Here is a 23,263-nt window from a genome sequence, read left to right as displayed (position 1 = left end):
CGGTTCTGACAGGCGGGAGCCCCTATTTTTGGAGCACCCAAAAATCCATCGGGGCGGCGACACCGCGCACCGTCTGATCCGGCCGCTGTTCAAATCCTGCCATCAAGTCTTCTGAGTTCGGTGTTTCTTGCAACGCTTGGGTGCGCAATGCATCGCTGACAATTATGCGGGCAGCGCATTCGCGCGTCATGGCCTCAAGCTTTGCAGCAACATTTACCGCATCGCCTATCACGGCGAACTCCAGCCGGTTCGCTCCGATATCACCCAGGACAACTGAGCCAAAGTGAACCCCTACTCCGATCTGAATCTCTGCCTCGCCGGCGCGTTTGCGATCAATATTCCAGCGGTCGATCATATCGACCATCGACCGGGCACAAGCCAATGCATTGCTCGCATCCAATTCACCCGGCAGCGGTGTGCCAAACGTAGCCATCAATCCGTCTCCAAGATACTTGTCGAGCGTTCCATGATGGCGAAACACCTCTGTCTCCATCCGCGCATGGAACCCGCGCAAGACCTCGATAACCTCATACGGATCGCGCCCCGCAGAAAATTTGGTGAACCCAACGATGTCGATGAAAAGAACCGCAATGTCTTCTTTGCGGACCTGCTTTAAAGGCTCATCGTTCTGGCTGAGCTCATCAACCACATTCGGAGAGAAATAGCGCGACAAGTTCGCGCGCTCACGTTCAAGCCCGGCATTCGACATCAACAAGCGATTAAGGCGCCGCATCGAAACACCAAGCGTCACTGCAACCATGACAAAAACGATCACCTGCTGAATACGAAGCGTCGGCATGAAACTGTTGGGATCCATGAATTCTGCGACGTCTGGATAACCTGCCAAGGCCTCGGATACGCGCTCGCTGATCCCCGGTATCGGCGTGGAGACCCACCAAGCGATCACCCAACCTGCTGTCCACATGAACGCCGTCCAAGTTCCAATCGCGATGACGGTACGCCAGGAATAGGCAAGAGTTCCTGCAGCCAGAATGATGAAGAAATACTGGAAGTTGTCGAACCGATACTGCATTGCCAGCGGCCGCACGTCGTCGCTGAATGGGTTAGGAACGATCATACCCAGTGTCATGATCAGCAGATCAATGAAGATCAAAAATAGCTCTGTTCGGGATTGACCAACGCGCCCCGCACGTCGGATCAGCCAACCATTGGCGCAGATCAGCAAAAGAATGAAATGGTACCAGAGAACCTCCCAGTGGGGGTTCAGGTAAATCAGCAATAGTGCTGTAAAGGCCATTGCGATCCAACGCGCCCGAACTGCAAGCTCCAAACCCTCACGCTTATTTCGTTCCAGCGCGGCTTCGGTGTACTTGTTGTCTAGGTCATAATTGTCCGGCTGCGTGAAGAACAGTCTGCTCAGACGAGATTGACTGGCGGTTGTCTCGGTCATTGCATCGGTCTCCCATATGCGCTGTCAGGGGCTGCCCTATGCAAACATCCTATAGAGGAAAACAAAAGACCCCGCCTAAACGGCGGGGCAAGGCTTAGTGCCTTGTGTCAGGCCACAGGCACCGGCGGTATTGAGTAAATCAGCTATGCATCTCTGATCGGATCTGCTGACGCAGCACATCAATTGGCACAGTCTTGCCATCGCGTTTGAAGCACCAGTAAGTCCAGCCATTGCAGGACGGCGCGTTTTCAAGATGCGCCCCCACTTGATGGATCGAGCCCTTGACGTTGTCGCCTACCAACGTCCCATCCGCGCGTACCTTAGCCTTGTGGCGCTGGTTCATGGAATAAAGCTCCTCACCCGGACGCAGCATGCCGCGTTCGACCAATTGGCCAAATGGCACGCGTGGCTCGGCGCGTTTGCTGGCGCTGACTTCCAGCGCCTCGCGGTCGAATTTACGGACCTTGGCGATGCGCTTTTCAGCCACCTTTCGATAGCTTTCTTCGCGTTCGATACCGATGAACTCTCGCCCAAGCATTTTCGCGACAGCACCCGTGGTGCCAGTACCAAAGAAGGGGTCGAGCACAACGTCACCCGGATTGGTCGAACCAATCAAAACACGATGCAGCAGTGATTCTGGCTTCTGTGTCGGGTGCGCCTTGTCGCCATTTTCATCCTTCAAGCGCTCGTGCCCGGTGCAGATCGGCAGCACCCAATCGCTGCGCATCTGTACGCCTTCATTCAGCGCTTTCAGCGCTTCGTAGTTAAACGTGTATTTCGCACCCTCACGTTTGGAGGCCCAGATCATCGTCTCATGCGCATTGGTGAAGCGCTTGCCGCGGAAATTCGGCATCGGGTTCGATTTTCGCCAAACCACATCATTCAGAATCCAATAGCCCGCATCCTGCAGGGCGGAACCCACGCGGAAAATATTGTGGTAAGACCCAATCACCCAGATCGCGCCATTGGGTTTCAGCAAACGATGCGCCGCTTTCAGCCATTCACGCGTGAACTGGTCATAGGCGCCAAAGCTTGAGAATTGATCCCAGTGATCATCGACCGCATCGACCTGAGAGTTGTCTGGCCGGTGCAACTGGCCTTTCAACTGCAGATTATACGGGGGGTCCGCAAAAATCAGATCAACCGACGCCTCGGGCAGACTGTTCATCACCTCGATGCAGTCCCCGGATAGAATCGTGTTTAAAGGGAGCGCGGTTGCGCCCTTCGTCTTGATTGTGGTCATATCACTGCCTCAGTTCCACGGCGCTTTTGCGCTCATTTGGTTGGGACAAGGATGAGTCAAAGATGATTCGCCGTCAATTTCTTTTTTGAATCAGCGACTTACGATTTACTCTTGATACAAGATATTGTGGACCGGTTTGAACGAACGTCTATGGTGTGGGGTCACCCCGAGATTTCGCAGCGCCTCGCGGTGCTGTTTTGTCGGATATCCGGCATTTGCCTCCCACCCGTAGCCGGGATGCTGTTGCGCCAAATCCACCATCAATTGATCACGCCAAATTTTCGCAATGATCGACGCTGCCGCAATCGACATCGATCGAGCGTCACCCTTCACCACGGCTTGCGAGGGTAGTTTCATCCCGCGCGGAATCATATTCCCATCGATCAGCAGAAAATCCGGTGCCGGGTCGAGCGCCGCGACCGCACGCACCATCGCCAGATGAGAGGCGCGTAGGATGTTGTGCTCATCTATCTCGGCAACTGTGGCTTCGGCCACCGCGACCTCTGCCCGATTGCGCAATGTCTCATCCAAACCAACGCGACGTTTGGCCGTCAGTTTTTTTGAATCGTTCAACCCGTCCGGAATATCCTGCGGATTCAATACCACCGCTGCCGCAACAACCGGCCCGGCCAATGGACCACGCCCAACCTCATCCACCCCGGCAATTCGGGTGTATCCGCGCGCCAGCAAAGCCCGTTCGAGTTCGAAATCAGGTGTCGTCATACCATTGGCAAACCGCGTTTCCTTGCCGGGCGCAAGAAAAAAGAAGAGGGCAGCTTGCGCCACCCTCTCCCGCGTGGCGCTTCTGTGGCGCCACTCCTGCTCGAAACCGGTTACTGGTAAACGACGCGGTATCCTTTCTGGCGCAGGCAGGCGGGTTCGTATGCCCGTTTTACCCTTTTACCATTCCAGAAACCAACCTTGCATTGGTGTGGCAGGCTATCGGCATGTTTATAGTGCTTCTTCAGGCAGTTCGGCCCAAGCAAGGGACGATTGCTCGAATAGGCATTGAACGTGCGCAGGCAGCGCTGCGGCAGATCATAACGGGCCACCCGCTTTGGCAACGGGCGTACAGCATGTTTTTTCTTGGCCTTCTTCACCTTGGCTTCCGCCTTCTTATGACGCTTGCGACGTTCTGCCTCTTCGTCGCGCTTTTTCTCTTGATGATAGTGGTTGACCGCAGCACCTATGATCGCGATTGCAGCCAATCCGCCGAGAATATCTCGGGTATCCGCCGCGCTTGCCTGTGACGCTGAGATCCCGGTGATGGCGACGGCGGTTGCGATGATCAGAGCAATGAACTTCCGGTGCATGATACGTGTCCTTTCGGATAATGGGGCAGGCCTGTTAACGACCGCAAAACTGATGACCCGACATTGCGACCTCCCCCTTCAGACAAGCAATAACGGCAATCTGTTATCCAATATCAGCACCTCAAAACCCCTGAGGTTATTGAATATCCGTCCAACCCATGCGCAGGATGCAGCCCATGAAACAGATCCTATCTTCTCTGGCTCTGACGGCCTTGATATCGGTTGGGTCGCAGGCCGTCGCGGCAGATTGCTATGCCGACTACAAAGCAAAGCAGGACAATCCCTTGCGTCTGCACTATGGCGTCATGCTGGTCTCAAGCTGCGATAAGGGCTCGGCCCGGAACGAAGTCGCAAAGCGGCTGAAATCGAACGGCTGGACCCTGTTGAACGTGATGACCGTTTTTGAGGCGAATGGATTGGATCAAAGGAAGGCCAATGCCGGAAAATTCTATCTCCGTTACTGAAGCGCGTCGCTCGGGGGTTCGGTTGGTTGGTCTGGGGATAGCGGCGATCGTCGCGATCCTGGTGACTGCAGCGGTTTTCCTGTTCTGGACGCTACCGGATGCGAACGCTTTCAACGCGCGCGTCGAGCGGTTGTTTGTCGAGTCTGACCTGACCTCACAATCCGAAATCCGCCTGCTGGAAATATTGGCCCAATCCGGCACAGCATTCGCTGATACGCTGTCCAGCTATCGCATGGTCATCTTCGTGCTGCTGGTCTTTGCCAGCGCCATGCTGATTACCGCGTTGGTGTTTCTGGTGATGCTAGTCCTGCTGAATCGCCGCATGGCGCAGATTGAGCGGACCGGGATTCAGGTGACCTCGCTGCTAATCAGCCGCGAGGAAAACACGGTTTACCTCAACAACATGGATTTCAGGCTGACTCCCGCAGCAATGGAAACCCTATCGGTACTAGCCGAATCCCGGCTGGATGACGAAGTTCTGTCCGGAGCGCAGATCGAAGCCATGATTTCAGGGCGGAACGTGATCGATTGCGAAGAAGCCGCTGGTGCCACCCGCATCAAACGCCTAAGGGACGCACTCGGCAATCAGATGGTCAGTGAATTGCTGGTGAAAAACATCGCAAAAAAAGGCTACATGTTGTCGATCGAAAAAGACGTTATTCAGATGGTCTGACTGCTTCATCGCGGTAAAATCTGTGTACACATCTTGGAATCGTCACCCTGAAGGCCCATCATATAAGGGCTTGGCCAGGGGAGGTTGCAGATGAACGTCCATGCCACACCAAATGTCAAAGGCTATGGTATTTCGGTTGAACCGTTAAAAGGGCGGATTGCGATCTACCGTGGTGATATCCTGCTAGCCGAAAGCCATAATGCCAAGGTTATGTATGAAACGCGGCTGCCCCCTGCAGTTTACATCCCGCGTGAAGATCTGTGCGTGGAACTCAGCCCCGAGACTGAGTTGCAAACATTCTGCCCCTTCAAGGGTACCGCAACCTATCACGACATCAGCCTGCCGGAAGAGCAACTGAAAAACTCGATCTGGGCCTATGAAGATGCCTTTCCCGAAAGCGCAGCCATTCAAGGACATATCGGCTTTATGCCCAACACGGCGACGCGGATCGACCTTGGAGAAAACCAACTTCGGCAACCCGATGACGGCAATATCAGCGGGCCTTTGATCGACTGGTTGATGCGCGGAGCGTCGGATATCGAAACACCTGATGCTTTCACCAAAGCACTGGCCGAGAAAATGCTGGAACACGGCATCGCAATACAACGCCTTAGCATCCTGGTCTGGTCGCTGCACCCGTTGATCGCAGGCAAACACTACATCTGGGAAAAGGACACGGCCGAGATTTCGACCCACACCCCGACCTACGAGATCCACGATCATCCTGCCTTTACCAACAGCCCACTGCGCCACGTCTCAAATGGCCTGGGCGGCGTGCGTCAACGCCTGAACAACGACAATCCCCATAACAGTTTTCCGATCATCGAAGATCTGCGCGCGAAAGGGGCAACAGACTATGTTGCCATGCCACTGCCCTTTTCAGATGGGCGAATAAACGTCCTGACTCTGACCAGTGATCACCCAGATGGATTCACAACAGAAAACCTTGGCCTGGTTTTTGAGTGCTCTTCCGTAATCGCGCGCTTCTACGAGGTCTTCATGCAGCGTGAAAACGCCCAGGTTTTGCTTGAGACCTATGTGGGCAAACGCTCGGGCGCTCGGGTTTTGGGCGGTGAAATCCGCCGAGGTGATGGCGATGATATCGATGCGGCCATAATGTTTTGTGATCTGCGCAACTCAACCGCGCTCGAAGAGACGTTGGGCCGCGATGAATACATCGATTTGCTGAACGCGTTCTTCGAAACAGTATCGGGGATCGTGCACGACCATGATGGAGAAGTGTTGAAATTCATCGGCGACGCGGTACTGGCTGTTTTCCCGGCGGGGGACGACGCCGCTAATGCCCGGACCAACGCGCAGCTCTCCGCGATTGAGATCGTCGAGAAACTGGCTGAGCTGCGCAACGGCGAAAATGACTATCATTGCGATTGCTCAATAGGCGTCGCCTATGGTCGTGTTACTTACGGCAATGTCGGCTCACAAGAACGGCTGGATTTTACAGTGATCGGACAAGCGGCCAATATCGCCGCCAGACTAGGGGAATATGGCAAAACAGCTGGCCACAGAATCGTTGTATCACACGATATCGAGCCCGCCTGCAAACAGGCCATCCCGTTAGGAGAGATCAAGCTGCATAACGTTTCGCAACCGATTAGTTCTTTTGCACTGCAAGCTTCTGCAGATATCTAACCGGATACTTAAATTGTTAGCGGATACGACGCGTCGAAAGATCTGAACACCTAGTTGCTGAAGCCTGGTCTTTAACACACTCGAATTCACGCTTCAGAGCTTTAGCGATTTCTGACCCAGATCGAACTCCGTCCGAGATCAGGAATTTAGTATCAAAACCCGCCACCCAGCAGGATCAAAGCCGTTTGTGCAGGTGAAGTTACACTCTGGATTTGCGCGATCTGGCTGAGGGTCAGATAGGTATCTGTTAATTTTTCGACGGCTTCTATGTCCGTAAATTGCGCCAGATCCGAGGATCCGGTGGCGCGATGCAACCGATCCTTGAAGACTTCAAGTTGTTTGTCTAAATCCAACTGTGCAAATGATCTGGGCAGGCCTAACGCCGTCTCCATCATATTGCGCAGCGGTGGCAATCCCATAAGGTCGAACCATTTTCTGTTCTCACTTCCACCTTGTTGAGCTATCTCGCGCAAGGCGTGCTGCGTGAATAATGCGATGCGCATCGTTTCATCGGATTCACCAACCGATATTTCGAACCGAGCGGTCAGATTATCTTCCGCGATCTTCTCCATCGCGCTGACCAAACCGGTCTTGGGAATCTCACCCGGCCCCAATCCAAAAGCTTTTGCAAAGTCACGATATCGGTTGTCAGCCAACCTGTTCGCCAACGCATCATTCGCCTGAGTACCGTCCGACAGGATCTTTTGTATGAAAAACCGATTGTTCAGATCATCTTCGAGGCCAAAAGCGCCCAAGGCGATCTGTAGCAAGCGACGATCAGCTACCAGATCTTCAGCCGAGCGAACATTTCCTATGTTTTTCAGAAAATACGCTGTCTCACGCTCATTAATCGACGAGTTTGAAAAACTTTGCAGTTGTGCGTCATACGTCCGCTGAAGAAATCGCCAGCCCACAATTCCACCGGTGGGTACAACCGGTTGAAAGGTCATTGCTTATACGCCATCAACCGCTCTTCTCGTGGTAATAGAGAGCGCAACGCTTTTAGGCACTTATAGTATTGCTCGGCCACCAACGCTTCTGTGGCATCGGCTAACACTCGGCGGCTATCGGTATCTGTAAAGACCTGGCTTAACTCCTCCACGCGTCGCAGCAACTGCTGACGCGCTTGATCGGGTTCAGTGTCACCAGACAGCACAAGCTGTGCCGCATAGCAGACACGACGCACTGGGGTGTTCACCTCCTCAGGGTGAATTGCATCGCGCAGACGCAGAACTTTGGCTCGCGGTGTCATGATGGAAAATCTGCTGCGGCGGTCACCATTTTCGATGACGACACCGTTGATCAGAACCCGCTCTTTTGGGGCAAGCTTTAGCACCAGACCGCCCATCAATTCCCCCTCATTTGACGTAGTCCTCGCAAGACTGCCATGTTGATTTCAAGCAGCGGCTCTACTGTCGCTTTATTTCCCAACACCTGGCTGCTGTGTTGTTCCGTGAATTCAGCGAGATAAAATATTCGAGCCCGCAGATTGTTCGGCAGTGCATTATCAGCATCCGCAACATCGGTCGCCAACACGCTCCATAACCGGCGGTTTTCATGCAATGCCTGGACGAAGGCGCTAAAATCCGTTTCCCTGCGTGCTGCCGCAGAATTCAGACGGTGTGTGATTTTGGATATCGCCTCATATTCCGTATCCCGGGGCGTTCGCGTCGGTGCAGCAGATTGCGCATAAGCGCGTTGGGCGAGCGTTTGCGGAGTCACTTGAAATCCTTCCGATTGTCCATCAGCGGGCAGTTAAGGCCGGAGCACGGCGCGCGCGCCCCGGCTGAGTTCCTGAATTAGCGGAACAGCGACAGGATGGACTGCGGAGCCTGGTTCGCAATAGAAAGAGACTGCGTCGCCAGCTGTTGTTGCACCTGCAGAGCCTGCAACCGGGCCGACGTCTCTTCCATGTCGGCGTCGACCAATGAACCAATACCGGATTTGAACGAGTCCGCCAGGTTCGAGATGAACTCTTTCTGGGTTTCAATCCGGCCCTGCGACGAACCAAATGCGGCCGATGCATCAATCGCGGTGTTGATCAGTGTCTCGATGGTTCCTAGTGCTGCCGCGGCACCTGCATCGGTCGATACGTCAATCGACGACAACGCACCCAAACCGCCTGCTCCGGCATTGGTGAATTGCGCCGAAACGGTCACATCGCGATCTGCGTCAGCACCCGCTGTCGCAGTCCCGGTAACGAATGAAAGCGTACCCGCCGCGCTGGAGTCATAGTCGATAGCCACACCGGTAATACCCAAGGCATCAATCTGGTTCTTCAACCCAACTGCGACAATCGCATCAGTATAAGCTGAGTCGTAGGTGCCCGACGGGTCCAGATCTCCAGCTTGAACCGTATAGGAAGCAACTTTGTCACCGATGGTAATCGACACCTGGTCACCAGCAGCAAAGTTGTCAGTCGAGCTGTCGATAACGATATCACCCGAACCGCCGGACTTATCCATTGTGAACCCGGCCGCATCATTGTCGGTGGTTACGTTATCCGACCCCGCCAGAACCCCCTTCGACGCATAGCCGCCGGTCGACAAATCCTGGCTCGCGACCGAAATTGATGATGCATTTACGTTTCCAGCGCTATCACGGTCCAGCGACGCAAGAATGGATGCTGTACCTGCCGACCCATCGACTAGGTTTAGACCATTGAATTGCGCCGCGCCTACGACCGATGCGATCTGGTCCCGCAATGCCGTCACATCGTCATTGATCTTGCCGCGGTCGACATTGTCTTCCTGTGCCGCAACAATCTTGCCTTTCATCTGGTTCTGCAGATCTGTAACCGTTTCCGAAGCGTTCCGTGCAACTGCCACTGTGGATTCACCCAGCGCCAGGCTGTCTTTGATGGCGTTGAAACCCTTAACGTCCGATTCCATCACTTTGGAAATAGCCCAGACGGCAGAGTTGTCCTTGGCCGTCGCCACATCTTTACCGGTCGAAATCGCGTTCTGCGTCATCGCAAGGTTCTTGTTTACGGATTTGAGAGTTTGCAGCGCAACCATTGCGCCATTGTTCGTCAGAATGCTGGACATATTTGTCATCCTCTTTGCGTTCGAGCGCCTTCGACGCCCATGTTGGACCCACCGAACCGGCGGGCATTCCGTCGTTCTGACCTTTGCGTCGCGCCCTGTGGCCTTCGCGCCACCTGCTGTTCCAGGTGCAATCCCAACTTTGACCCTGATCCCCTAACGGAGTGCTAAGACGAATAAATCCAAAGCTTTGGATTTGAAGCAAACCCAGCCTTATGCACGCTTCTCCAGCTTTGCCTGCAAGCGCACCGAATACCCATTCCGCTGACCCGCCGCGTCATAAGTACTGAACTCCTGACGCACGCGACGCAGTTCCGACATGCGTTCAGCAACGGCGCGGATGCCCTCGGCTGCACTGGTCAATAGTGCCTGATTACGCGCGACTTTCATCTGAACACGAACAAGGTCGTCGCTATCAATGACTTTCAGGCCGTTGAGAGCATCAATCAGGTCTTCCTTTTCAGGTGCCAATCGGTTCAGGTCGTCAAGATCGCCGCCTATCAATGCCTTACGCTCCTGATCCAGCAGATCCTCCAACGCCTTTATCGGATTTTCACCCATCGGCCTTCTCCATCATTGCATTAAAGAGAACCTCTGACAGACCAATTCCACCAGCGCGGGCCATCTGCTGGGCCTGCTGCTGAATTAGAAACGAAGAAAACTGATCTTCACCTGCGCCTCCTCCGAACGATTGCCGCGCCTGCCCAAGGCCCGCGGATTTCAACGTCTCAGCGAGAAAGGTCGCCTCAAGCTCGATTGAGGCAGCTCTAAGCTTATCTGAAGCTTGAGCGGCCGGCGTCGTTGCTCCAATCGCTGATATCGACATTGGATTCTCCGTAAATTGCTTCGAACTTTCATGATCAAAGAGGAAAGCAGTTAAAATAATTGTAACTTCCTGAGGTCAGAGTCCGGGTCAAACAAACACAGCCGGAGCAAGAAATGTCCAACCCGCTGACCGTTTTGACGGCCTCAACCACCACAGGAGGCAAATCCGATGCCCAGCACGGGGGAGCGCGTGAGAACAAGGGAGCTCAGGCCTTTGAGGACGTCATGAACGAAGAGGCCGAGTTGAACGATCCTGAGAGCTTGCCAACAATTTCAAAACAGAAAGTCGCAGTAGAAGAACAGCCGGATGTCGAAATCAACGACTCTGTTAGAACTAATGAGGAACCACTATCCCAAAACGGTGATGAGGAGTTGCCAAATCCCGAGGCTGCGTTTCCGCAACTGTTGACGATTGCGGACAGCGAATTGCAAGCGCCGGGACAGTCGGAAATAGCGGTACCCTCGCCCGCTGTAGGACCGGTGTCTAATCAGAACATATCCACTTCACCAACCGATCAGACAAATAGGTCGACAACAATAGGTTCGACCACCCCGGCAGCGTCCGAAATCCCGGCAGCGCCGGAACAAAAATCCGATAAAGTTGAAAAACGGGTGCTCACACGGACGCTAGGTCCGTACGGGATCAGCCCGAATTCGAATGCACGCCCAATTCAGTCTGGAAATTCGGCCGAAGTCGGCATCCGCCCGGATTTAGACACACCGATCGCGTCGGTACTTAAAGCAGTCTCGCAGCAGCAAACAGCTAGCGCCACTAATGCTCTAATATCGGCCCAAGCCACAAATATAGCTCCTGTGGACACAATCCGCGAACCTGCAACAGACCACGAGATTCTCGATATTCCGACACTAAAGGAAGCCACATCTGTGCCCACCCAGCGGGAAACCATGGGCATAACACCATTTATACCCCATCGCGCCGAAAATGCCCGCGCCATTGCGGGCCAACTGGCAGCCATCATCTCAGCAAGGCCCGGCGCTCAGGGCGTAGACATTGCCCTCAACCCCGAGGAACTGGGCCGCGTCTCGATCACATTAACCAACCGTGAAGACGGGTTGCATCTGATGATCATGACGGAACGGCCAGAAACGCTTGATTTGATGCGGCGGCACATCACGCTGTTATCCGCTGAATTCGAGAAACTTGGATACCAAGGTATGTCACTTGATCTGGGCCTGTCCGGTAACACAGCAGAGCAAGAAAAAGATCCCGAGGCGCAGCAGTTCTCTGACACATCGGAGGTCGCTGTTGATGAGACTCATAATGCACCAATAGTTCAATCCGGCCCGCGTGGTGGCCTTGATGTGAGGCTTTAAGCGATGATCACCCAGTCGAGTTCAACCGCAGACCCAATCGCCACCTCAGGTGTACCCAGCAACGCGCAACGTTCTGCTCTGACGTCGGATTTCGAGACATTCCTGCGCATGCTGACGGTACAGGCACGAAATCAGGATCCGCTGGAACCATTGGACTCATCAGAATATGCCTCGCAGCTCGCGCAGTTTTCGATGGTCGAACAACAGGTCAAAGCAAATGAACTTTTATCTGGTCTGGCTTTGACGTTGGGATCGGTCAATCTGATCCAGCTTGCCAATTGGGTTGGTATGGATGTTCAAGTTGCCGCACCATTTCAATTTGAAAACCAGCCTGTTACGCTCTTTGCCAGTGCAGCTCCTGATGCAACCAGAGCTGAACTGATCATCCGCAACACGCAGGGCGACGTGGTCGACCGAATTACCGTACCCGTCGATGAAACCGAATTCGAATGGCACGGTGTTGACAGTACCGGCACTGCGTTTCTGGCAGGGAGTTACTCTGCGTCTCTCGTGAGCTTTAAGGGAGACAAATTGCTAACCGAAACGCCCACTGCTGCCTTTGGCCGTGTTGTTGAGGCCAAGGTTGGTGAAGGCGCGGTCATGTTAACACTTGAAAGCGGGGCAGAAGTATCTGCGAATGAGGTTACCCAAATCCGAACAGGTGCTTGATCTGTTGGGCGGCGCAGGTCAAAGCTTGGCAAAATCGACTCGCTGCTCAATCTGGTAACTTCCCTGTCTGACCAAATCCCACCTCCGCCAAAGCTGGTTGCCCAGCTACATTCTCAAGGGCTGATTGATGTTCGAGCCCAATTCCAGGTGCTGTACGGTGGGCGTACAAATCAGGTGTGGAAGGTACTGTCGGATCACAGCGACGCGGTCCTCAAGCTGTATCGCGCACCGTTTCAGAACCCGCTGTTTCGCAACGACGCTATACTTGAGGCGAACTGCTTGCGCACACTCAACAGCACCGGATTTGTGCCCAATCTTCGGGCAACCGGGTCTTTCGAGAAGGCGAACTGGGTTTACTACGATCATGCACCAGGCAATCCATGGCGCGAAGGCGTCGAGAACGTCGCTGTTCTGCTAAGGCGACTACACAGTCTTTCGATAAATCTGGACCTTCCCGCTGGCTGCAATGGCAGCGAGGATCTGAGATGCCATGCTGAGCAAATCTTGCGCAGTTGCCAGAACGCTGAGACTCAGCAGCTGATCGCGTTGAAGCCGCGGGGGCAAATACCACCTCTTGCCGAGCGATGTCTGATCCATGGTGACCCGGTGGCGGGCAACATTCTGCAATCATCTGCCGGGCTGACACTCATCGACTGGCAATGCCCGGCCTTGGGTGACCCATGTGAAGACTTAGCGATATTTTTATCGCCCGCGATGCAGCAGCTTTATCGCGGTGCACCTCTGTCGGAGGCGGAGGTAGCGAGCTTTCTAACCGCCTACGATCGGCACCAAGTTACTGCGCGATACTTATCTCTGCGCTCTTGGTATGGCTGGCGAATGGCGGCCTATTGTCTGTGGCGGGTCGAAAACGGATCACCCGAATATGTTCGGGCCTTTGAATTGGAAATTCGCGCCTTATAGATCCGCAAGACCAAGCAATGCATAGGCTGGCGGCATCAAGGCACGACGCCATCTACCCAATGGAAAACGGGCTGGCGGTTGCTTGATCGGCAAAGGAAGCTCACTTGGTTGCCCGAGGACCATCCGGGCGAGGGCTCGGCCACAATATGTCCCCATGGCAACGCCGTTGCCGTGATATGCAAAGCCCGCAAACAACCCGGCTTGATCCGGAACCGGACCCGCAAAGGGCACGAGGGCGCGGGACAGGCAGACCATACCGGACCAGATATGCGTAACGTCAATCGAGGCCCACGCAGGAAACAAGCGTCTGAAATCCTGCAACGCCTTTTGCCGAATGCGCATTTCGGCACGGGGTGACGACATCAATCCCCCACGCATTCCGAACAGAAACCGCCTATCGGGCATCAACCGGAAATAATGCAGCAGGTTGCGCGTGTCATATGCGATCTGATCCGAAGTCCAGCCTTGAGCCTGTAATTCGTTTTGGGACAGAACGCGTGTGACAAAAGCCGTCGATTGCGTCGGCATATAGCGCGCAGCCATCCATTGGGGTAAATCCTCGCTGGAATACCCATTTGTGCAGGTTAGCACGTTCGAAGCCCGAACATGACCGGTGGGGGTATGCAGAGCAAAGCCTTGCGCGATTTTGCATATCTTCTGAACCGGGCTGTGTTGGTACAACTTTGCACCCTCAGCCTGCGCTGCGTTGGCCAAACCAAAAAGGTACTTACGAGGGTTCAAACCAAAACCTATAGGCGTTGTGTATCCGCCAAAAAACGCGCCTCCCAACCCTAAATCTGCCAGTTCATGCTGCTCATGCAGCTGGCCTTCTGAGGCGACGCTTTGACGTAGTCGTGCCATCGCTCGCTTGGAATGGGCCAGTTGAGTTTCACCCCGCGAGTGCCTGTCCGCATCGAGTTCATGACGCGCCAGAAGATCGGCAACCAACGACACTGCGTCTTTTTCAGCCTGAAAATATGCTGCTGCCTCAATTGCACCGTAACGACGTCTGAGAGTGGCTTCACTGAGCTTCGAACCACCCAGACAGCAGAATCCTCCGTTTCGCCCTGACGCGCCCCAGCCCGGAGAGTTCGCCTCGAACACAGCAACCGATACGCCCTCTTTCGCTAAATGCAGCGCTGCAGATAGGCCCGTGAACCCGCCACCGATTATGGCAACATCGACCTTCAACTCTCCTTGGTGCTTAGGCCAATCAGGTGCCTCAACCGTCTCGTCCCACCAGCATCCTGAACGAGGGGCCGCTCTGTAGGCGTAATCCGAAAAGATTCGCTTCATTCGGTGCGCGCCGCGGCTTGTTCATCCTGCTTTTGCCGCATCATCGCGCGTTTGGTCACCAATGATGCGGTGATGACACCCAACGTTACCACAGCGATCATAAGCGTCGACAACGCGTTGATTTCTGGACTGACACCCAGACGCACAGCCGAGAATATCTTGATGGGAAGTGTCGTGGCGGATGGTCCAGAGGTGAAGGACGCAATGACCAGATCATCAAGCGACAAGGTAAACGCCAACAACCAGCCGGAAACAACGGCGGGCGCAATGATCGGCAACGTCACTAGACGAAAAGCCTGCGCCGGCGAACACCCCAAATCCAGCGCGGCCTCTTCCAGCGACCGATCAAATGTAACAAGGCGGGAAGAGACGACAACCGAAACGAAGCACATGGAAAATGTCGTATGAGCCAGAACGATAGTCAGGATCCCCCGATCCAACCCGATCCCGATGAACAACAGCAGCAGAGACAGGCCCGTTATCACCTCTGGCATCACCAGAGGGGCGTAGATCATCCCCGAAAATAGCGTTCGTCCAAAAAACCGCCCGCCACGCACCAAAACATATGCCGCTGCCGTGCCAAGGATCGTCGCCAAAGTCGATGAGAACACAGCGACCCGCAGTGTAACCCATGCCGCGTCAAGGAACGCCTCGTTCTGAACCAGCTCTCCGTACCATTTGGTCGAAAACCCGGCCCAGACGGTGACAAGCTTGCTTTCGTTGAAGCTAAAAATGATCAGGATGATCATCGGGATATACAGGAACGCGAACCCCAATGTCAGCGACACCGTGTTGAACCAGCTGAGTCTGCTCATTGTTCAGCCTCCGTCTGCTTTTGCTGGTTGCGCTGGAACAGCACGATCGGAATCACAAGGATCAGTAGCAAAACCACGGCCACCGCACTGGCGACCGGCCAGTCGCGGTTCGAGAAAAATTCTTCCCAAAGAACCTTGCCGATCATCAAAGTTCCGGAGCCACCCAGAAGCGACGGGATCACGAACTCACCGATCACCGGGATCATCACAAGAAAACAACCCGCGATGATACCTGGGCGTGACAGAGGGATTGTGATCAACCAGAAAGCCTGCATGCGCGAACACCCAAGGTCTTCGGCGGCCTCGATCAGCGACCCGTCCATACGTTCTAGAGACGAGTAAATCGGCAGAATCATGAAGGGCAAATAAGTGTAGACGATGCCAATATAGACCGCCGTATTGGTGTTAAGAATGGTCAGCGGGGTTGAGATAATGCCCGTCCACAGCAGCAGTTGGTTCAGATAACCTTCATTGCTGAGAATGCCCATCCACGCGTAGACCCGGATTAGGAATGACGTCCAGAAGGGCAAGATAACCAACATCATGAATGTGGGCCGCCATTCTTCAGGCGCGCGCGCCATCGCGTAGGCGATCGGGTAGCCGACAATCAGCGTAAGAATTGTTGAAATCAGGGCGATTTTGACGCTGGAAAGGTAAGCTTTCCAGTATAGATCGTCCTCGGTCAGCCAAACGAAGTTCTCAAGATCAAGCTGGCTGAAGAAGTTCTTAATGCCTGTCCAGCCCCCAGAGAAATCCAATGTCGGCGTGTAAGGTGGAATGGCCAGCGCGGTGTCCGAAAGTGAGATTTTCAGAACGATAAAGAACGGCACCAGAAACAGCGCCAGAAGCCAGACATAGGGAATGGCGATCAGAACAGCGCGACGCATCAGTTTTCCAACAAGACCGCGGCAGTCGCTGTCCAGGACAGCCAGACCGGGTCTTCCCAAGTAAACGAGCGGCGCGAGATACGACGGGTATTCGCCGTTTGTGCTTTGATGATCGTGCCGTTTGGCAGCTCAACATGATAGGTCGACAGGTTGCCCAGATAAGCGATGTCATGCACCTTGCCCTGGATCGCATTGATCGCATCTGTGGGGCGCTCGGCTGAAATGGCGACTTTCTCGGGACGGATCGCCAGATGGCAGCCCTGCCCGTTGGACAATTGGGTTGCAGTTGAGGCTATGAGCGGAGGCTGCCCCTCGGCCCAATCGATCTGATATCTTTCATCCCCTTGTGCCGTGGCACGCCCTTCGATGATGTTCACGTCGCCAATAAAATCAGCGACATAGACGGAATTCGGTGTCTCATAGATGCGATCGGGTGTCGCCACTTGCATCAACTTGCCCTGATCCATGACAGCCACTCGGCTGGCAACGGTCATCGCCTCTTCCTGGTCGTGAGTCACGATGACAAAGGTCGTGCCGGTCTTTTCCTGAATGTCCATCAACTCGAATTGGGTATCTTGACGCAGCTTCTTATCCAGCGCCCCCAAGGGTTCGTCGAGTAAAAGCAGTTTTGGCGCTTTGGCCAATGACCGGGCCAGCGCCACGCGTTGGCGTTGACCGCCCGAGATCTGATGCGGCTTACGGCGCGCAAACTGCTCAAGGCGGGTCAGGCGCAGCATCTCTTCAACTCGTTCTTCCAGATCGCGCTTGGGCATGTTGTCCCGACGCAGACCAAAAGCGATATTGTCCCAGATGCTCAGATGAGGGAACAGGGCGTAAGACTGAAACATCATGTTCACCGCCCGCTTATTGGGCGGGATCGGATCGATATCCTGACCCCCAAGAAGGATATGGCCATCGGTCGGAGTTTCAAAACCGGCCAGCATCCGCATCATCGTGGTCTTTCCGCAGCCCGACGGCCCAAGCAGAGCAAAGAACTCACGCTCATAGATATCCAGCGAAAGGTTATCGATTGCAGTGAATGCGCCAAATCGTTTGGTGACGTTCTGGAACTGGATCAAGGGTTTCGCCTGCGGGTCGTCCCACGGCGCAAAGACTTCAGTGTTCAAAGTGGCCCCCGGTAATCGGTCAGGATAAATATGGCGCAAGGCAGTTTGTCTGCCTTGCGCATCAATCAGATCAGGTGCCTGATTTCACCTTGGTCCAGAGACGAGTCACCACCCGCTGGGTTTTTGCCGGATAAGGCGTGGTGATATAGAGATTCTGCATCGTCGTATCATCCGGATAGATCGCCGGATCTCCGATTACGTCCTCTTCCAGGAACTCTTGCGAAGCCTTGTTACCGTTGGCGTAGTAAACATAGTTCGACGCGGCAGCCATGTTGTTGGCATCCAGAATAAAGTCCAGAAACTTGTGTGCACCTTCTGGATTTGGTGCATCAACAGGTATGGCCATCTGGTCAAACCACATCAGCGAGCCTTCCGCGAATGGATGGTATTCGATGACCACACCATTTTCTGCCTCATCGGCACGATCCCGAGCTTGCAGAATGTCCCCTGACCAACCGACGGCCACACAGATATCACCGTTGGCAAGCGCATTGATGTATTCCGAGCTGTGGAACTTCTGCACATATGGACGCACGCCGGTCAGAACCTCTTCGGTTTTCGCAATGACGTCCGTGTCATGGCTATCCGGGTCCTCGCCGATATATTGCAGCACCATCGGAATGATCTCGGCGGGTGCATCCAGGAAATGGACACCGCACGAGGCCAGCTTTTCCATGTTTTCAGGCTTCAGCACCAGATCCATGCTGTTGAGCGCAACATCGTCGCCCAGAACTTCTTTGACCTTGTCAACATTCAAGCCGATGCCGGTGGTTCCCCACATGTAGTTGATCGAATAAGCGTTGTTGGGGTCATACCCTGCGGTGCGCTCCTGAATCACATCCCACAGGTTTCCTGCATTCGATAGTTTGGCTGCGTCGAGTTCCTGGAACGCGCCCGCTTGAATCTGGCGTTGTAAAAACGTTCCCGAAGGCACAACCACATCATAACCTGACCCACCGGCCAGCATTTTGGTTTCCAGAACCTCATTGCTATCAAACACGTCATAGATCAGGGTCAGGCCTGTCTCTTCTTCGAATTTGCTCAGCAACTCCTCGTCAATATAGTCGGACCAGTTATAGACGCGCACTTCTTCAGCAAAAGCGGCCGAAGTCCCCAATGCGACGATCGCTGTCATCCCCAGCGTTTTTAGTTTCATAGTCTTCTCCCTGCGATTATGCGGCTATTTTCACTTTTTTTTGGATTTGATCAAGTTTTGCGTTTTGCAGCGGTTTCACCTATGGTCGGAACAGGTGTAAATTCAGACAAGATAGAAACGCGCGGATTGAGGTAAACCATTTGGATTTGATCAAAAATAAGGCGAGCACACAGCCGGATGATGAAGAAAAACGCCCTGCGCATGAACAGGTCTATCGCACTCTGAAATCGCAGATCCTGTTTGGTGATCTTGTGCCAGGACAGCCGGTAACGATTCAGGGTCTGACTGATTCGTTGGGCGTAGGCATGACCCCGGTGCGCGAGGCGATACGACGCCTAATTTCTGACGGCGCCCTGATCTTTCAAGGCAACCGACGGGTCAGCGTACCCTTATTATCTGCCAATGATATCGAACAGATGATTTTTGCAAGAATATCAATAGAAACAGAGCTTTCAAGGCGTACCACCAGGAACATTTCGTCGACCGAAATTGACCATCTGGAGAAGCTGGATCAACGGCTCGACCTCATGATTACAGATGGGGATGTTGGCGGATATCTGCGATTGAACCACGCCTTTCATCAAGCCCTGTATTCGCATGCCGATGCCCCGATTCTGGTCGACCTGGCCGAACGTCTGTGGTTGAGATTCGGCCCTTCATTGCGGATTGTTTGCGGTCGATTCGGCACCCAAAGCCTACCCGATAGACATAAGGATATCATCGTCGCACTGCGCAATAAGGATGCGGAGAAGGCTGCTTTGGCAACGGCACAGGACATTGAGCAAGGTATGGGAATGATGGGCGATGCCCTGCCCGGCACCTAGAATGCAGCGATTCGATTGACAGTGTAAAATTTGATCATATTCTGTCCTGCAATCACGCTTGCAGGAGAATCGCCGATGTCCACTATCACCAATCACATGCCCACCGTCGAATTGCAGGCGCTGGATGCGGCGCATCACATTCACCCGTTCTCGGCAAATGGATCGCTGGGTGAGGAAGGCGCACGTGTAATCACCCGCGCCAACGGCGTGTATCTGACCGACAGCGAAGGTGAAGAGATTCTGGATGCCATGGCCGGGCTCTGGTGCGTCAATATCGGCTATGGCCGCGATGAACTGGCCGACGCCGCCGCCCGTCAAATGCGCGAACTGCCGTATTACAACACGTTCTTCAAAACGACCCACATCCCGGCTATCGCACTGGCCGCCAAGCTTGCTGAACTTGCACCCGGAGATCTGAACCACGTGTTCTTCGCCGCTGGCGGGTCCGAGGCCAATGACACCAATATCCGTCTGGTTCGCACCTATTGGGCTGAGAAAGGTCAGCCGGACAAGAATATCATCATCAGCCGCAAGAATGCCTATCACGGTTCTTCGGTCGGATCCGCATCGCTGGGCGGTATGGCCGGAATGCATGCGCAAGGCGGCATCCCGATTCCAAATATTCACCACATTAACCAACCAAACTGGTGGGCCGAAGGTGGTGACCTCGCTCCTGAAGAGTTTGGCCTCGCCCGCGCACGCGAATTGGAAGAGGCCATTCTAGAGCTTGGTGAAAACCGCGTCGCAGCCTTTATTGCCGAGCCAGTGCAGGGTGCGGGTGGTGTTATCGTTGCGCCAGACACTTACTGGCCGGAAATCCAACGTATTTGCGACAAATACGATATCCTGCTGATCGCAGATGAGGTGATTTGCGGGTTTGGTCGGACTGGGAATTGGTTCGGGTCACAAACTGTCGGCATCAGACCACACATCATGACCATCGCCAAAGGCCTCAGCTCGGGCTACGCGCCTATCGGTGGGTCTATCGTAAATGATGAAATTGCTGAAGTCATCGGCAACACCGAATTCAACCACGGTTATACATATTCCGGCCATCCCGTTGCTGCTGCGGTTGCGCTGGAAAACCTGCGCATTCTGGAAGAAGAAGGAATTGTGGATCATGTCCGCGATGTTGCGGCCCCCTATCTGAAGAAGAAATGGGAGGCACTGGTTGATCACCCATTGGTCGGCGAAGCTAAGATCGTTGGAATGATGGCGTCAATCGCGCTGACACCGGATAAATCCAGCCGCGCAAAATTTGCGTCTGAACCCGGCACGATTGGGTATATCTGTCGCGACCGCTGCTTTGCGAACAACCTGATCATGCGCCACGTGGGCGACCGGATGATCATCTCGCCACCCCTGATCCTGACGCCTGAGGACATCGATGAGATGTTTGTGCGTATTAACAAATCGCTGGACGAAGCATTGGAAGAAATCAACAACAGGGGATTGATGAAATCCGCGTCCTAGTCACGATCAAAGGGCGGCCCATTTGGTCCGCCCTTACTTTCAACGCATCCGCTCCAGCAGACTGAGCGACGGGTACCCGTCCGGAACCAACCCTTGAGCGACCTGGAACGCTCGGACCGCATTGATCGTATTCGGACCGGTGCGACCATCAATCCCTTGAGTGTCAAACCCAGCCTGCGTCAACCGACGCTGCAACTCTTTCTTTTCGGTAAAACTCAGCACGCGATCTCCACGTGGCCATTCGGCTTGAAACGGAGCACCGCCTGCAAGCCGGTCAGACAGATGCCCGATCCCGATCACATAAGCATCGGCACCATTGTATGCCTCGATCACCTTGAAATTATCGAAGATCATTAGAGCAACACCACGGCCACCCGCTGGCAACAAAATTGCAGCTTTTCCATAGTCGGGCACCACCTGGCCTGTGTGCGCCAGAACTCCTCGGGCCGCCCATTCTGACGGCATCAGTGTAACGTCTCGTCTTGCATCTGCATAATCAAAGCCGGATGGTAACTTGACCTCTACCCCCCATGGTTGGCCTTTGGTCCATCCATGCTTTGCCAGATAGGCGGCGGCTGACGCCAGAGCATCAGTTGGATCATCCGACCAGATATCGCGCCGCCCATCGCCATCGAAATCTACTGCGTGATCCAGAAATGAGGTCGGCATGAACTGCGTGTGCCCCATCGCTCCGGCCCAACTGCCGACCATATTCACAGCATCCACGTCCCCGGACTGCAGGATCTGAAGGGCCGCGATAAGCTGGGATTCAAAGAAACTCGCCCGCCGTGCATCAAAGGCCAGTGTCGCGAGCGATCTGATAGTTTGCTTGCCACCCCGATAGGTTCCGAACGAGGTTTCGAGCCCCCAAATAGCGGTGACAACCTCTTTTTCAACGCCATATTGCGCCTCTATCCGCGTCAGATTTTCCCGATGCCGGTCCAAGCCCGCGCGTCCATTCGAAATCCGCGTTTTTGAAACTGCCGAATCCAGATACTCCCAGATCGGTTTTGAAAACTCAGCCTGATTGCGATCTCGTTTGATGATGTCGCGGTCATAGGTCACCCCGGCCAATGCTCGGTCCAGCGTCCGGGCCGAGATTCCTTGAGCGCGGGCCCGCTCGCGAAACGCTCCAAGCCAAGCCTGAAAGCGCGCGTTCCCTTCGGCAGATACGCGATAATGTTCGACCTCAGGGCGCAATACTGGCCTTACCGAAACCATCACGTCTGCCGAAGCCAGTTGAATATTGTCGACCAATGGTCGGGCCAGAGGCCGTATTGATTTATCTGTTGTATCCGCCTGCACGATGGATGCCCATAATGCGGCGGTCATGACGCCACCTACGCACTTACGCATTCCGATTTTTCCTGATTACTGCTCAGGTTCAATGATAGCGCACAATCGGTATTTTTCAAAATGTAGAAAATTAGCTTTCCTGTTCCTGTGCCTCGCGTTCAGCACGAATACGGGCAATCGCCTCTCGCAGTAACGACACGCGCTTGGGGCGGAAGCTTTCGTCGGACACGCCCATGTCTTGCATACGGTCCAGCCGGAAAACGCGAAAGTCCTCGCGCAAGTGACACCAGCTGAGCAGAACGCTGGCGCGATCCATGTAGACGATACTCAGTGGATTGACCCGACGCCGGGTTCCCACGCCCTTGGCATCGGTATAGGCAAACTCAACCGCGCGTTCGTCCCATGCTGCTTGGCGCAGGACTGCAACATCAATTGTTGGCACCGCTGGCCTGTCAAACCGCGTGGCGGTCAGAACAGCATGGCTTAGTCGGTGGGATTGGCGCAGCGGCAACCGGCCTTGCAGCTTTCGCAAGGCCTCGCTTGCCGCATCAGACAGCGCCGGATCGCCAATCAACTGCACCTCTCGTAGACCTAATACCAATGCTTCAAGCTCGTCATTGGTAAAACCCAGTGGTGGCAATGTTGCATCTTCGATCAGGGTAAACCCAAACCCGGCCTCGCCGTCTATTACGGCCCCCAGAGCACGCAAAGCATCGATGTCCCGATGTATTGTACGCGGTGAAACGCCCAAATCCTGTGCCAGCTGGACCGACGTTCTGGGTGATGGGCCAGAACGCAGGGCTTGCATTAACTGAAACAGGCGAGCGGTACGAGACATACT

Annotated in this window: 26 protein-coding genes; 9 read left to right on the top strand and 17 right to left on the bottom strand. The window is 54.3% G+C overall.

Features of this window, described 5'->3' with window-relative positions:
- Positions 1-22: 22 nt before the first annotated feature.
- From ACR0JR_RS13505 to ACR0JR_RS13490, 4 genes are all read right to left on the bottom strand, one after another.
- Entirely contained in the window at positions 23-1,411 is a 1,389-nt protein-coding gene (locus ACR0JR_RS13505; RefSeq protein ID WP_170545276.1) for an adenylate/guanylate cyclase domain-containing protein, read from the bottom strand.
- A gap of 139 nt (positions 1,412-1,550) precedes the next feature.
- Positions 1,551-2,654 (bottom strand): site-specific DNA-methyltransferase, encoded by a 1,104-nt coding sequence (locus ACR0JR_RS13500; protein ID WP_170545279.1) that lies wholly within the window; start codon positions 2,652-2,654, stop codon positions 1,551-1,553.
- Between the two features lie 105 nt (positions 2,655-2,759).
- Positions 2,760-3,377, bottom strand: coding sequence for a ribonuclease HII (locus ACR0JR_RS13495; protein ID WP_170476321.1), 618 nt, complete (start codon positions 3,375-3,377; stop codon positions 2,760-2,762).
- A gap of 110 nt (positions 3,378-3,487) precedes the next feature.
- Complete coding sequence (locus ACR0JR_RS13490; protein WP_170545285.1) at positions 3,488-3,967, bottom strand: hypothetical protein; 480 nt, start codon at positions 3,965-3,967, stop codon at positions 3,488-3,490.
- A gap of 176 nt (positions 3,968-4,143) precedes the next feature.
- Between ACR0JR_RS13490 and ACR0JR_RS13485 the strand changes: the two genes are divergently transcribed.
- The 3 genes from ACR0JR_RS13485 (at position 4,144) to ACR0JR_RS13475 (ending at position 6,754) form a co-directional block, all read left to right on the top strand.
- Positions 4,144-4,431 (top strand): hypothetical protein, encoded by a 288-nt coding sequence (locus tag ACR0JR_RS13485; RefSeq protein WP_170545287.1) that lies wholly within the window; start codon positions 4,144-4,146, stop codon positions 4,429-4,431.
- Positions 4,403-5,104: a helix-turn-helix domain-containing protein gene (locus tag ACR0JR_RS13480; RefSeq protein WP_170545290.1), complete on the top strand. Its 702-nt coding sequence runs from the start codon at positions 4,403-4,405 to the stop codon at positions 5,102-5,104. Before ACR0JR_RS13485 ends, ACR0JR_RS13480 begins: the two co-directional genes overlap by 29 nt.
- 90 nt (positions 5,105-5,194) lie before the next feature.
- On the top strand, positions 5,195-6,754 hold the full coding sequence (locus ACR0JR_RS13475; protein ID WP_480456578.1) for a DUF427 domain-containing protein: 1,560 nt from the start codon (positions 5,195-5,197) through the stop codon (positions 6,752-6,754).
- A gap of 152 nt (positions 6,755-6,906) precedes the next feature.
- On the opposite strand, the gene ACR0JR_RS13470 is transcribed toward ACR0JR_RS13475, so the two are convergent.
- The 4 genes from ACR0JR_RS13470 to ACR0JR_RS13455 form a co-directional block, all read right to left on the bottom strand.
- The gene (locus tag ACR0JR_RS13470; RefSeq protein ID WP_480456577.1) at positions 6,907-7,704 is read right to left on the bottom strand and encodes a DUF1217 domain-containing protein; all 798 of its coding nucleotides are present in this window, start codon (positions 7,702-7,704) and stop codon (positions 6,907-6,909) included.
- Positions 7,701-8,102: a flagellar biosynthesis repressor FlbT gene (flbT, locus tag ACR0JR_RS13465; protein WP_480456576.1), complete on the bottom strand. Its 402-nt coding sequence runs from the start codon at positions 8,100-8,102 to the stop codon at positions 7,701-7,703. Before flbT ends, ACR0JR_RS13470 begins: the two co-directional genes overlap by 4 nt.
- Positions 8,102-8,476 (bottom strand): flagellar biosynthesis regulator FlaF, encoded by a 375-nt coding sequence (flaF, locus tag ACR0JR_RS13460; protein ID WP_480456574.1) that lies wholly within the window; start codon positions 8,474-8,476, stop codon positions 8,102-8,104. The genes flbT and flaF overlap by 1 nt, the downstream gene beginning before the upstream one ends.
- Positions 8,477-8,553: 77 nt before the next feature.
- Complete coding sequence (locus ACR0JR_RS13455) at positions 8,554-9,801, bottom strand: flagellin N-terminal helical domain-containing protein (RefSeq protein ID WP_480456573.1); 1,248 nt, start codon at positions 9,799-9,801, stop codon at positions 8,554-8,556.
- On the opposite strand from ACR0JR_RS13455, the gene ACR0JR_RS13450 reads away from it, so the two are divergent.
- A complete protein-coding gene (locus tag ACR0JR_RS13450) occupies positions 9,791-9,958 on the top strand; it encodes a hypothetical protein (protein ID WP_162096913.1) in 168 nt (55 codons plus the stop codon). The two genes, ACR0JR_RS13455 and ACR0JR_RS13450, sit on opposite strands and share 11 nt — an antisense overlap.
- A 53-nt stretch (positions 9,959-10,011) precedes the next feature.
- Here the strand turns inward: ACR0JR_RS13450 and ACR0JR_RS13445 are convergent, their stop codons facing one another.
- Positions 10,012-10,359 (bottom strand): flagellar export chaperone FlgN, encoded by a 348-nt coding sequence (locus tag ACR0JR_RS13445; protein WP_170545305.1) that lies wholly within the window; start codon positions 10,357-10,359, stop codon positions 10,012-10,014.
- Entirely contained in the window at positions 10,352-10,624 is a 273-nt protein-coding gene (locus ACR0JR_RS13440; RefSeq protein ID WP_480456572.1) for a rod-binding protein, read from the bottom strand. The genes ACR0JR_RS13445 and ACR0JR_RS13440 overlap by 8 nt, the downstream gene beginning before the upstream one ends.
- A 113-nt stretch (positions 10,625-10,737) precedes the next feature.
- Here ACR0JR_RS13440 and ACR0JR_RS13435 point away from each other — a divergent pair, with 113 nt between their 5' ends.
- The 3 genes from ACR0JR_RS13435 to ACR0JR_RS13425 all read left to right on the top strand — a co-directional run bounded on the left by ACR0JR_RS13435 (position 10,738) and on the right by ACR0JR_RS13425 (position 13,548).
- Positions 10,738-11,958 (top strand): flagellar hook-length control protein FliK, encoded by a 1,221-nt coding sequence (locus ACR0JR_RS13435; RefSeq protein WP_480456571.1) that lies wholly within the window; start codon positions 10,738-10,740, stop codon positions 11,956-11,958.
- 3 nt (positions 11,959-11,961) lie between these two features.
- Positions 11,962-12,627, top strand: a complete 666-nt coding sequence (locus tag ACR0JR_RS13430) for a flagellar hook capping FlgD N-terminal domain-containing protein (RefSeq protein ID WP_480456570.1) — start codon at positions 11,962-11,964, stop codon at positions 12,625-12,627.
- A 174-nt stretch (positions 12,628-12,801) separates the two neighbouring features.
- Positions 12,802-13,548: a phosphotransferase family protein gene (locus tag ACR0JR_RS13425; protein ID WP_480456569.1), complete on the top strand. Its 747-nt coding sequence runs from the start codon at positions 12,802-12,804 to the stop codon at positions 13,546-13,548.
- Here ACR0JR_RS13425 and ACR0JR_RS13420 read toward each other — a convergent pair.
- From ACR0JR_RS13420 to ACR0JR_RS13400, 5 genes are all read right to left on the bottom strand, one after another.
- Complete coding sequence (locus ACR0JR_RS13420) at positions 13,543-14,844, bottom strand: NAD(P)/FAD-dependent oxidoreductase (RefSeq protein WP_480456568.1); 1,302 nt, start codon at positions 14,842-14,844, stop codon at positions 13,543-13,545. The genes ACR0JR_RS13425 and ACR0JR_RS13420 overlap by 6 nt on opposite strands.
- Positions 14,841-15,659 (bottom strand): ABC transporter permease, encoded by an 819-nt coding sequence (locus ACR0JR_RS13415; protein WP_170476358.1) that lies wholly within the window; start codon positions 15,657-15,659, stop codon positions 14,841-14,843. Before ACR0JR_RS13415 ends, ACR0JR_RS13420 begins: the two co-directional genes overlap by 4 nt.
- Complete coding sequence (locus tag ACR0JR_RS13410) at positions 15,656-16,546, bottom strand: ABC transporter permease subunit (protein WP_480456567.1); 891 nt, start codon at positions 16,544-16,546, stop codon at positions 15,656-15,658. Before ACR0JR_RS13410 ends, ACR0JR_RS13415 begins: the two co-directional genes overlap by 4 nt.
- A complete protein-coding gene (locus ACR0JR_RS13405; protein ID WP_480456566.1) occupies positions 16,546-17,673 on the bottom strand; it encodes an ABC transporter ATP-binding protein in 1,128 nt (375 codons plus the stop codon). Before ACR0JR_RS13405 ends, ACR0JR_RS13410 begins: the two co-directional genes overlap by 1 nt.
- A gap of 70 nt (positions 17,674-17,743) precedes the next feature.
- Positions 17,744-18,829, bottom strand: a complete 1,086-nt coding sequence (locus ACR0JR_RS13400; RefSeq protein ID WP_010440724.1) for a polyamine ABC transporter substrate-binding protein — start codon at positions 18,827-18,829, stop codon at positions 17,744-17,746.
- A gap of 140 nt (positions 18,830-18,969) precedes the next feature.
- Here ACR0JR_RS13400 and ACR0JR_RS13395 point away from each other — a divergent pair, with 140 nt between their 5' ends.
- Together ACR0JR_RS13395 and ACR0JR_RS13390 are read left to right on the top strand one after the other, a co-directional pair.
- On the top strand, positions 18,970-19,653 hold the full coding sequence (locus tag ACR0JR_RS13395; RefSeq protein WP_170780874.1) for a GntR family transcriptional regulator: 684 nt from the start codon (positions 18,970-18,972) through the stop codon (positions 19,651-19,653).
- Between the two features lie 75 nt (positions 19,654-19,728).
- Entirely contained in the window at positions 19,729-21,126 is a 1,398-nt protein-coding gene (locus tag ACR0JR_RS13390; RefSeq protein ID WP_480456565.1) for an aspartate aminotransferase family protein, read from the top strand.
- A 39-nt stretch (positions 21,127-21,165) separates the two neighbouring features.
- Here ACR0JR_RS13390 and ACR0JR_RS13385 read toward each other — a convergent pair whose 3' ends face one another.
- Both ACR0JR_RS13385 and ACR0JR_RS13380 read right to left on the bottom strand, forming a co-directional pair.
- The gene (locus ACR0JR_RS13385; protein WP_170780876.1) at positions 21,166-22,482 is read right to left on the bottom strand and encodes a lytic murein transglycosylase; all 1,317 of its coding nucleotides are present in this window, start codon (positions 22,480-22,482) and stop codon (positions 21,166-21,168) included.
- Between the two features lie 70 nt (positions 22,483-22,552).
- On the bottom strand, positions 22,553-23,260 hold the full coding sequence (locus tag ACR0JR_RS13380; RefSeq protein ID WP_170780877.1) for a helix-turn-helix transcriptional regulator: 708 nt from the start codon (positions 23,258-23,260) through the stop codon (positions 22,553-22,555).
- Positions 23,261-23,263: the final 3 nt, after the last annotated feature.

Source organism: Ruegeria sp. AA3 (assembly GCF_056542905.1).
This window is presented reverse-complemented; position numbering and strand designations above follow the sequence as displayed.

What these genes read in the sequence shown, in the direction of transcription:
- ACR0JR_RS13505 (WP_170545276.1), bottom strand. Translation starts at nt 1,411, where the DNA reads ATGACCGAGACAACCGCCAGTCAATCTCGTCTGAGCAGACTGTTCTTC.
- ACR0JR_RS13500 (WP_170545279.1), bottom strand. Translation starts at nt 2,654, where the DNA reads ATGACCACAATCAAGACGAAGGGCGCAACCGCGCTCCCTTTAAACACG.
- ACR0JR_RS13495 (WP_170476321.1), bottom strand. Translation starts at nt 3,377, where the DNA reads ATGACGACACCTGATTTCGAACTCGAACGGGCTTTGCTGGCGCGCGGA.
- ACR0JR_RS13490 (WP_170545285.1), bottom strand. Translation starts at nt 3,967, where the DNA reads ATGCACCGGAAGTTCATTGCTCTGATCATCGCAACCGCCGTCGCCATC.
- ACR0JR_RS13485 (WP_170545287.1), top strand. Translation starts at nt 4,144, where the DNA reads ATGAAACAGATCCTATCTTCTCTGGCTCTGACGGCCTTGATATCGGTT.
- ACR0JR_RS13480 (WP_170545290.1), top strand. Translation starts at nt 4,403, where the DNA reads ATGCCGGAAAATTCTATCTCCGTTACTGAAGCGCGTCGCTCGGGGGTT.
- ACR0JR_RS13475 (WP_480456578.1), top strand. Translation starts at nt 5,195, where the DNA reads ATGAACGTCCATGCCACACCAAATGTCAAAGGCTATGGTATTTCGGTT.
- ACR0JR_RS13470 (WP_480456577.1), bottom strand. Translation starts at nt 7,704, where the DNA reads ATGACCTTTCAACCGGTTGTACCCACCGGTGGAATTGTGGGCTGGCGA.
- flbT (WP_480456576.1), bottom strand. Translation starts at nt 8,102, where the DNA reads ATGGGCGGTCTGGTGCTAAAGCTTGCCCCAAAAGAGCGGGTTCTGATC.
- ACR0JR_RS13450 (WP_162096913.1), top strand. Translation starts at nt 9,791, where the DNA reads ATGCTGGACATATTTGTCATCCTCTTTGCGTTCGAGCGCCTTCGACGC.
- ACR0JR_RS13455 (WP_480456573.1), bottom strand. Translation starts at nt 9,801, where the DNA reads ATGTCCAGCATTCTGACGAACAATGGCGCAATGGTTGCGCTGCAAACT.
- ACR0JR_RS13445 (WP_170545305.1), bottom strand. Translation starts at nt 10,359, where the DNA reads ATGGGTGAAAATCCGATAAAGGCGTTGGAGGATCTGCTGGATCAGGAG.
- ACR0JR_RS13440 (WP_480456572.1), bottom strand. Translation starts at nt 10,624, where the DNA reads ATGTCGATATCAGCGATTGGAGCAACGACGCCGGCCGCTCAAGCTTCA.
- ACR0JR_RS13435 (WP_480456571.1), top strand. Translation starts at nt 10,738, where the DNA reads ATGTCCAACCCGCTGACCGTTTTGACGGCCTCAACCACCACAGGAGGC.
- ACR0JR_RS13430 (WP_480456570.1), top strand. Translation starts at nt 11,962, where the DNA reads ATGATCACCCAGTCGAGTTCAACCGCAGACCCAATCGCCACCTCAGGT.
- ACR0JR_RS13420 (WP_480456568.1), bottom strand. Translation starts at nt 14,844, where the DNA reads ATGAAGCGAATCTTTTCGGATTACGCCTACAGAGCGGCCCCTCGTTCA.
- ACR0JR_RS13415 (WP_170476358.1), bottom strand. Translation starts at nt 15,659, where the DNA reads ATGAGCAGACTCAGCTGGTTCAACACGGTGTCGCTGACATTGGGGTTC.
- ACR0JR_RS13410 (WP_480456567.1), bottom strand. Translation starts at nt 16,546, where the DNA reads ATGCGTCGCGCTGTTCTGATCGCCATTCCCTATGTCTGGCTTCTGGCG.
- ACR0JR_RS13400 (WP_010440724.1), bottom strand. Translation starts at nt 18,829, where the DNA reads ATGAAACTAAAAACGCTGGGGATGACAGCGATCGTCGCATTGGGGACT.
- ACR0JR_RS13390 (WP_480456565.1), top strand. Translation starts at nt 19,729, where the DNA reads ATGTCCACTATCACCAATCACATGCCCACCGTCGAATTGCAGGCGCTG.
- ACR0JR_RS13385 (WP_170780876.1), bottom strand. Translation starts at nt 22,482, where the DNA reads ATGCGTAAGTGCGTAGGTGGCGTCATGACCGCCGCATTATGGGCATCC.
- ACR0JR_RS13380 (WP_170780877.1), bottom strand. Translation starts at nt 23,260, where the DNA reads ATGTCTCGTACCGCTCGCCTGTTTCAGTTAATGCAAGCCCTGCGTTCT.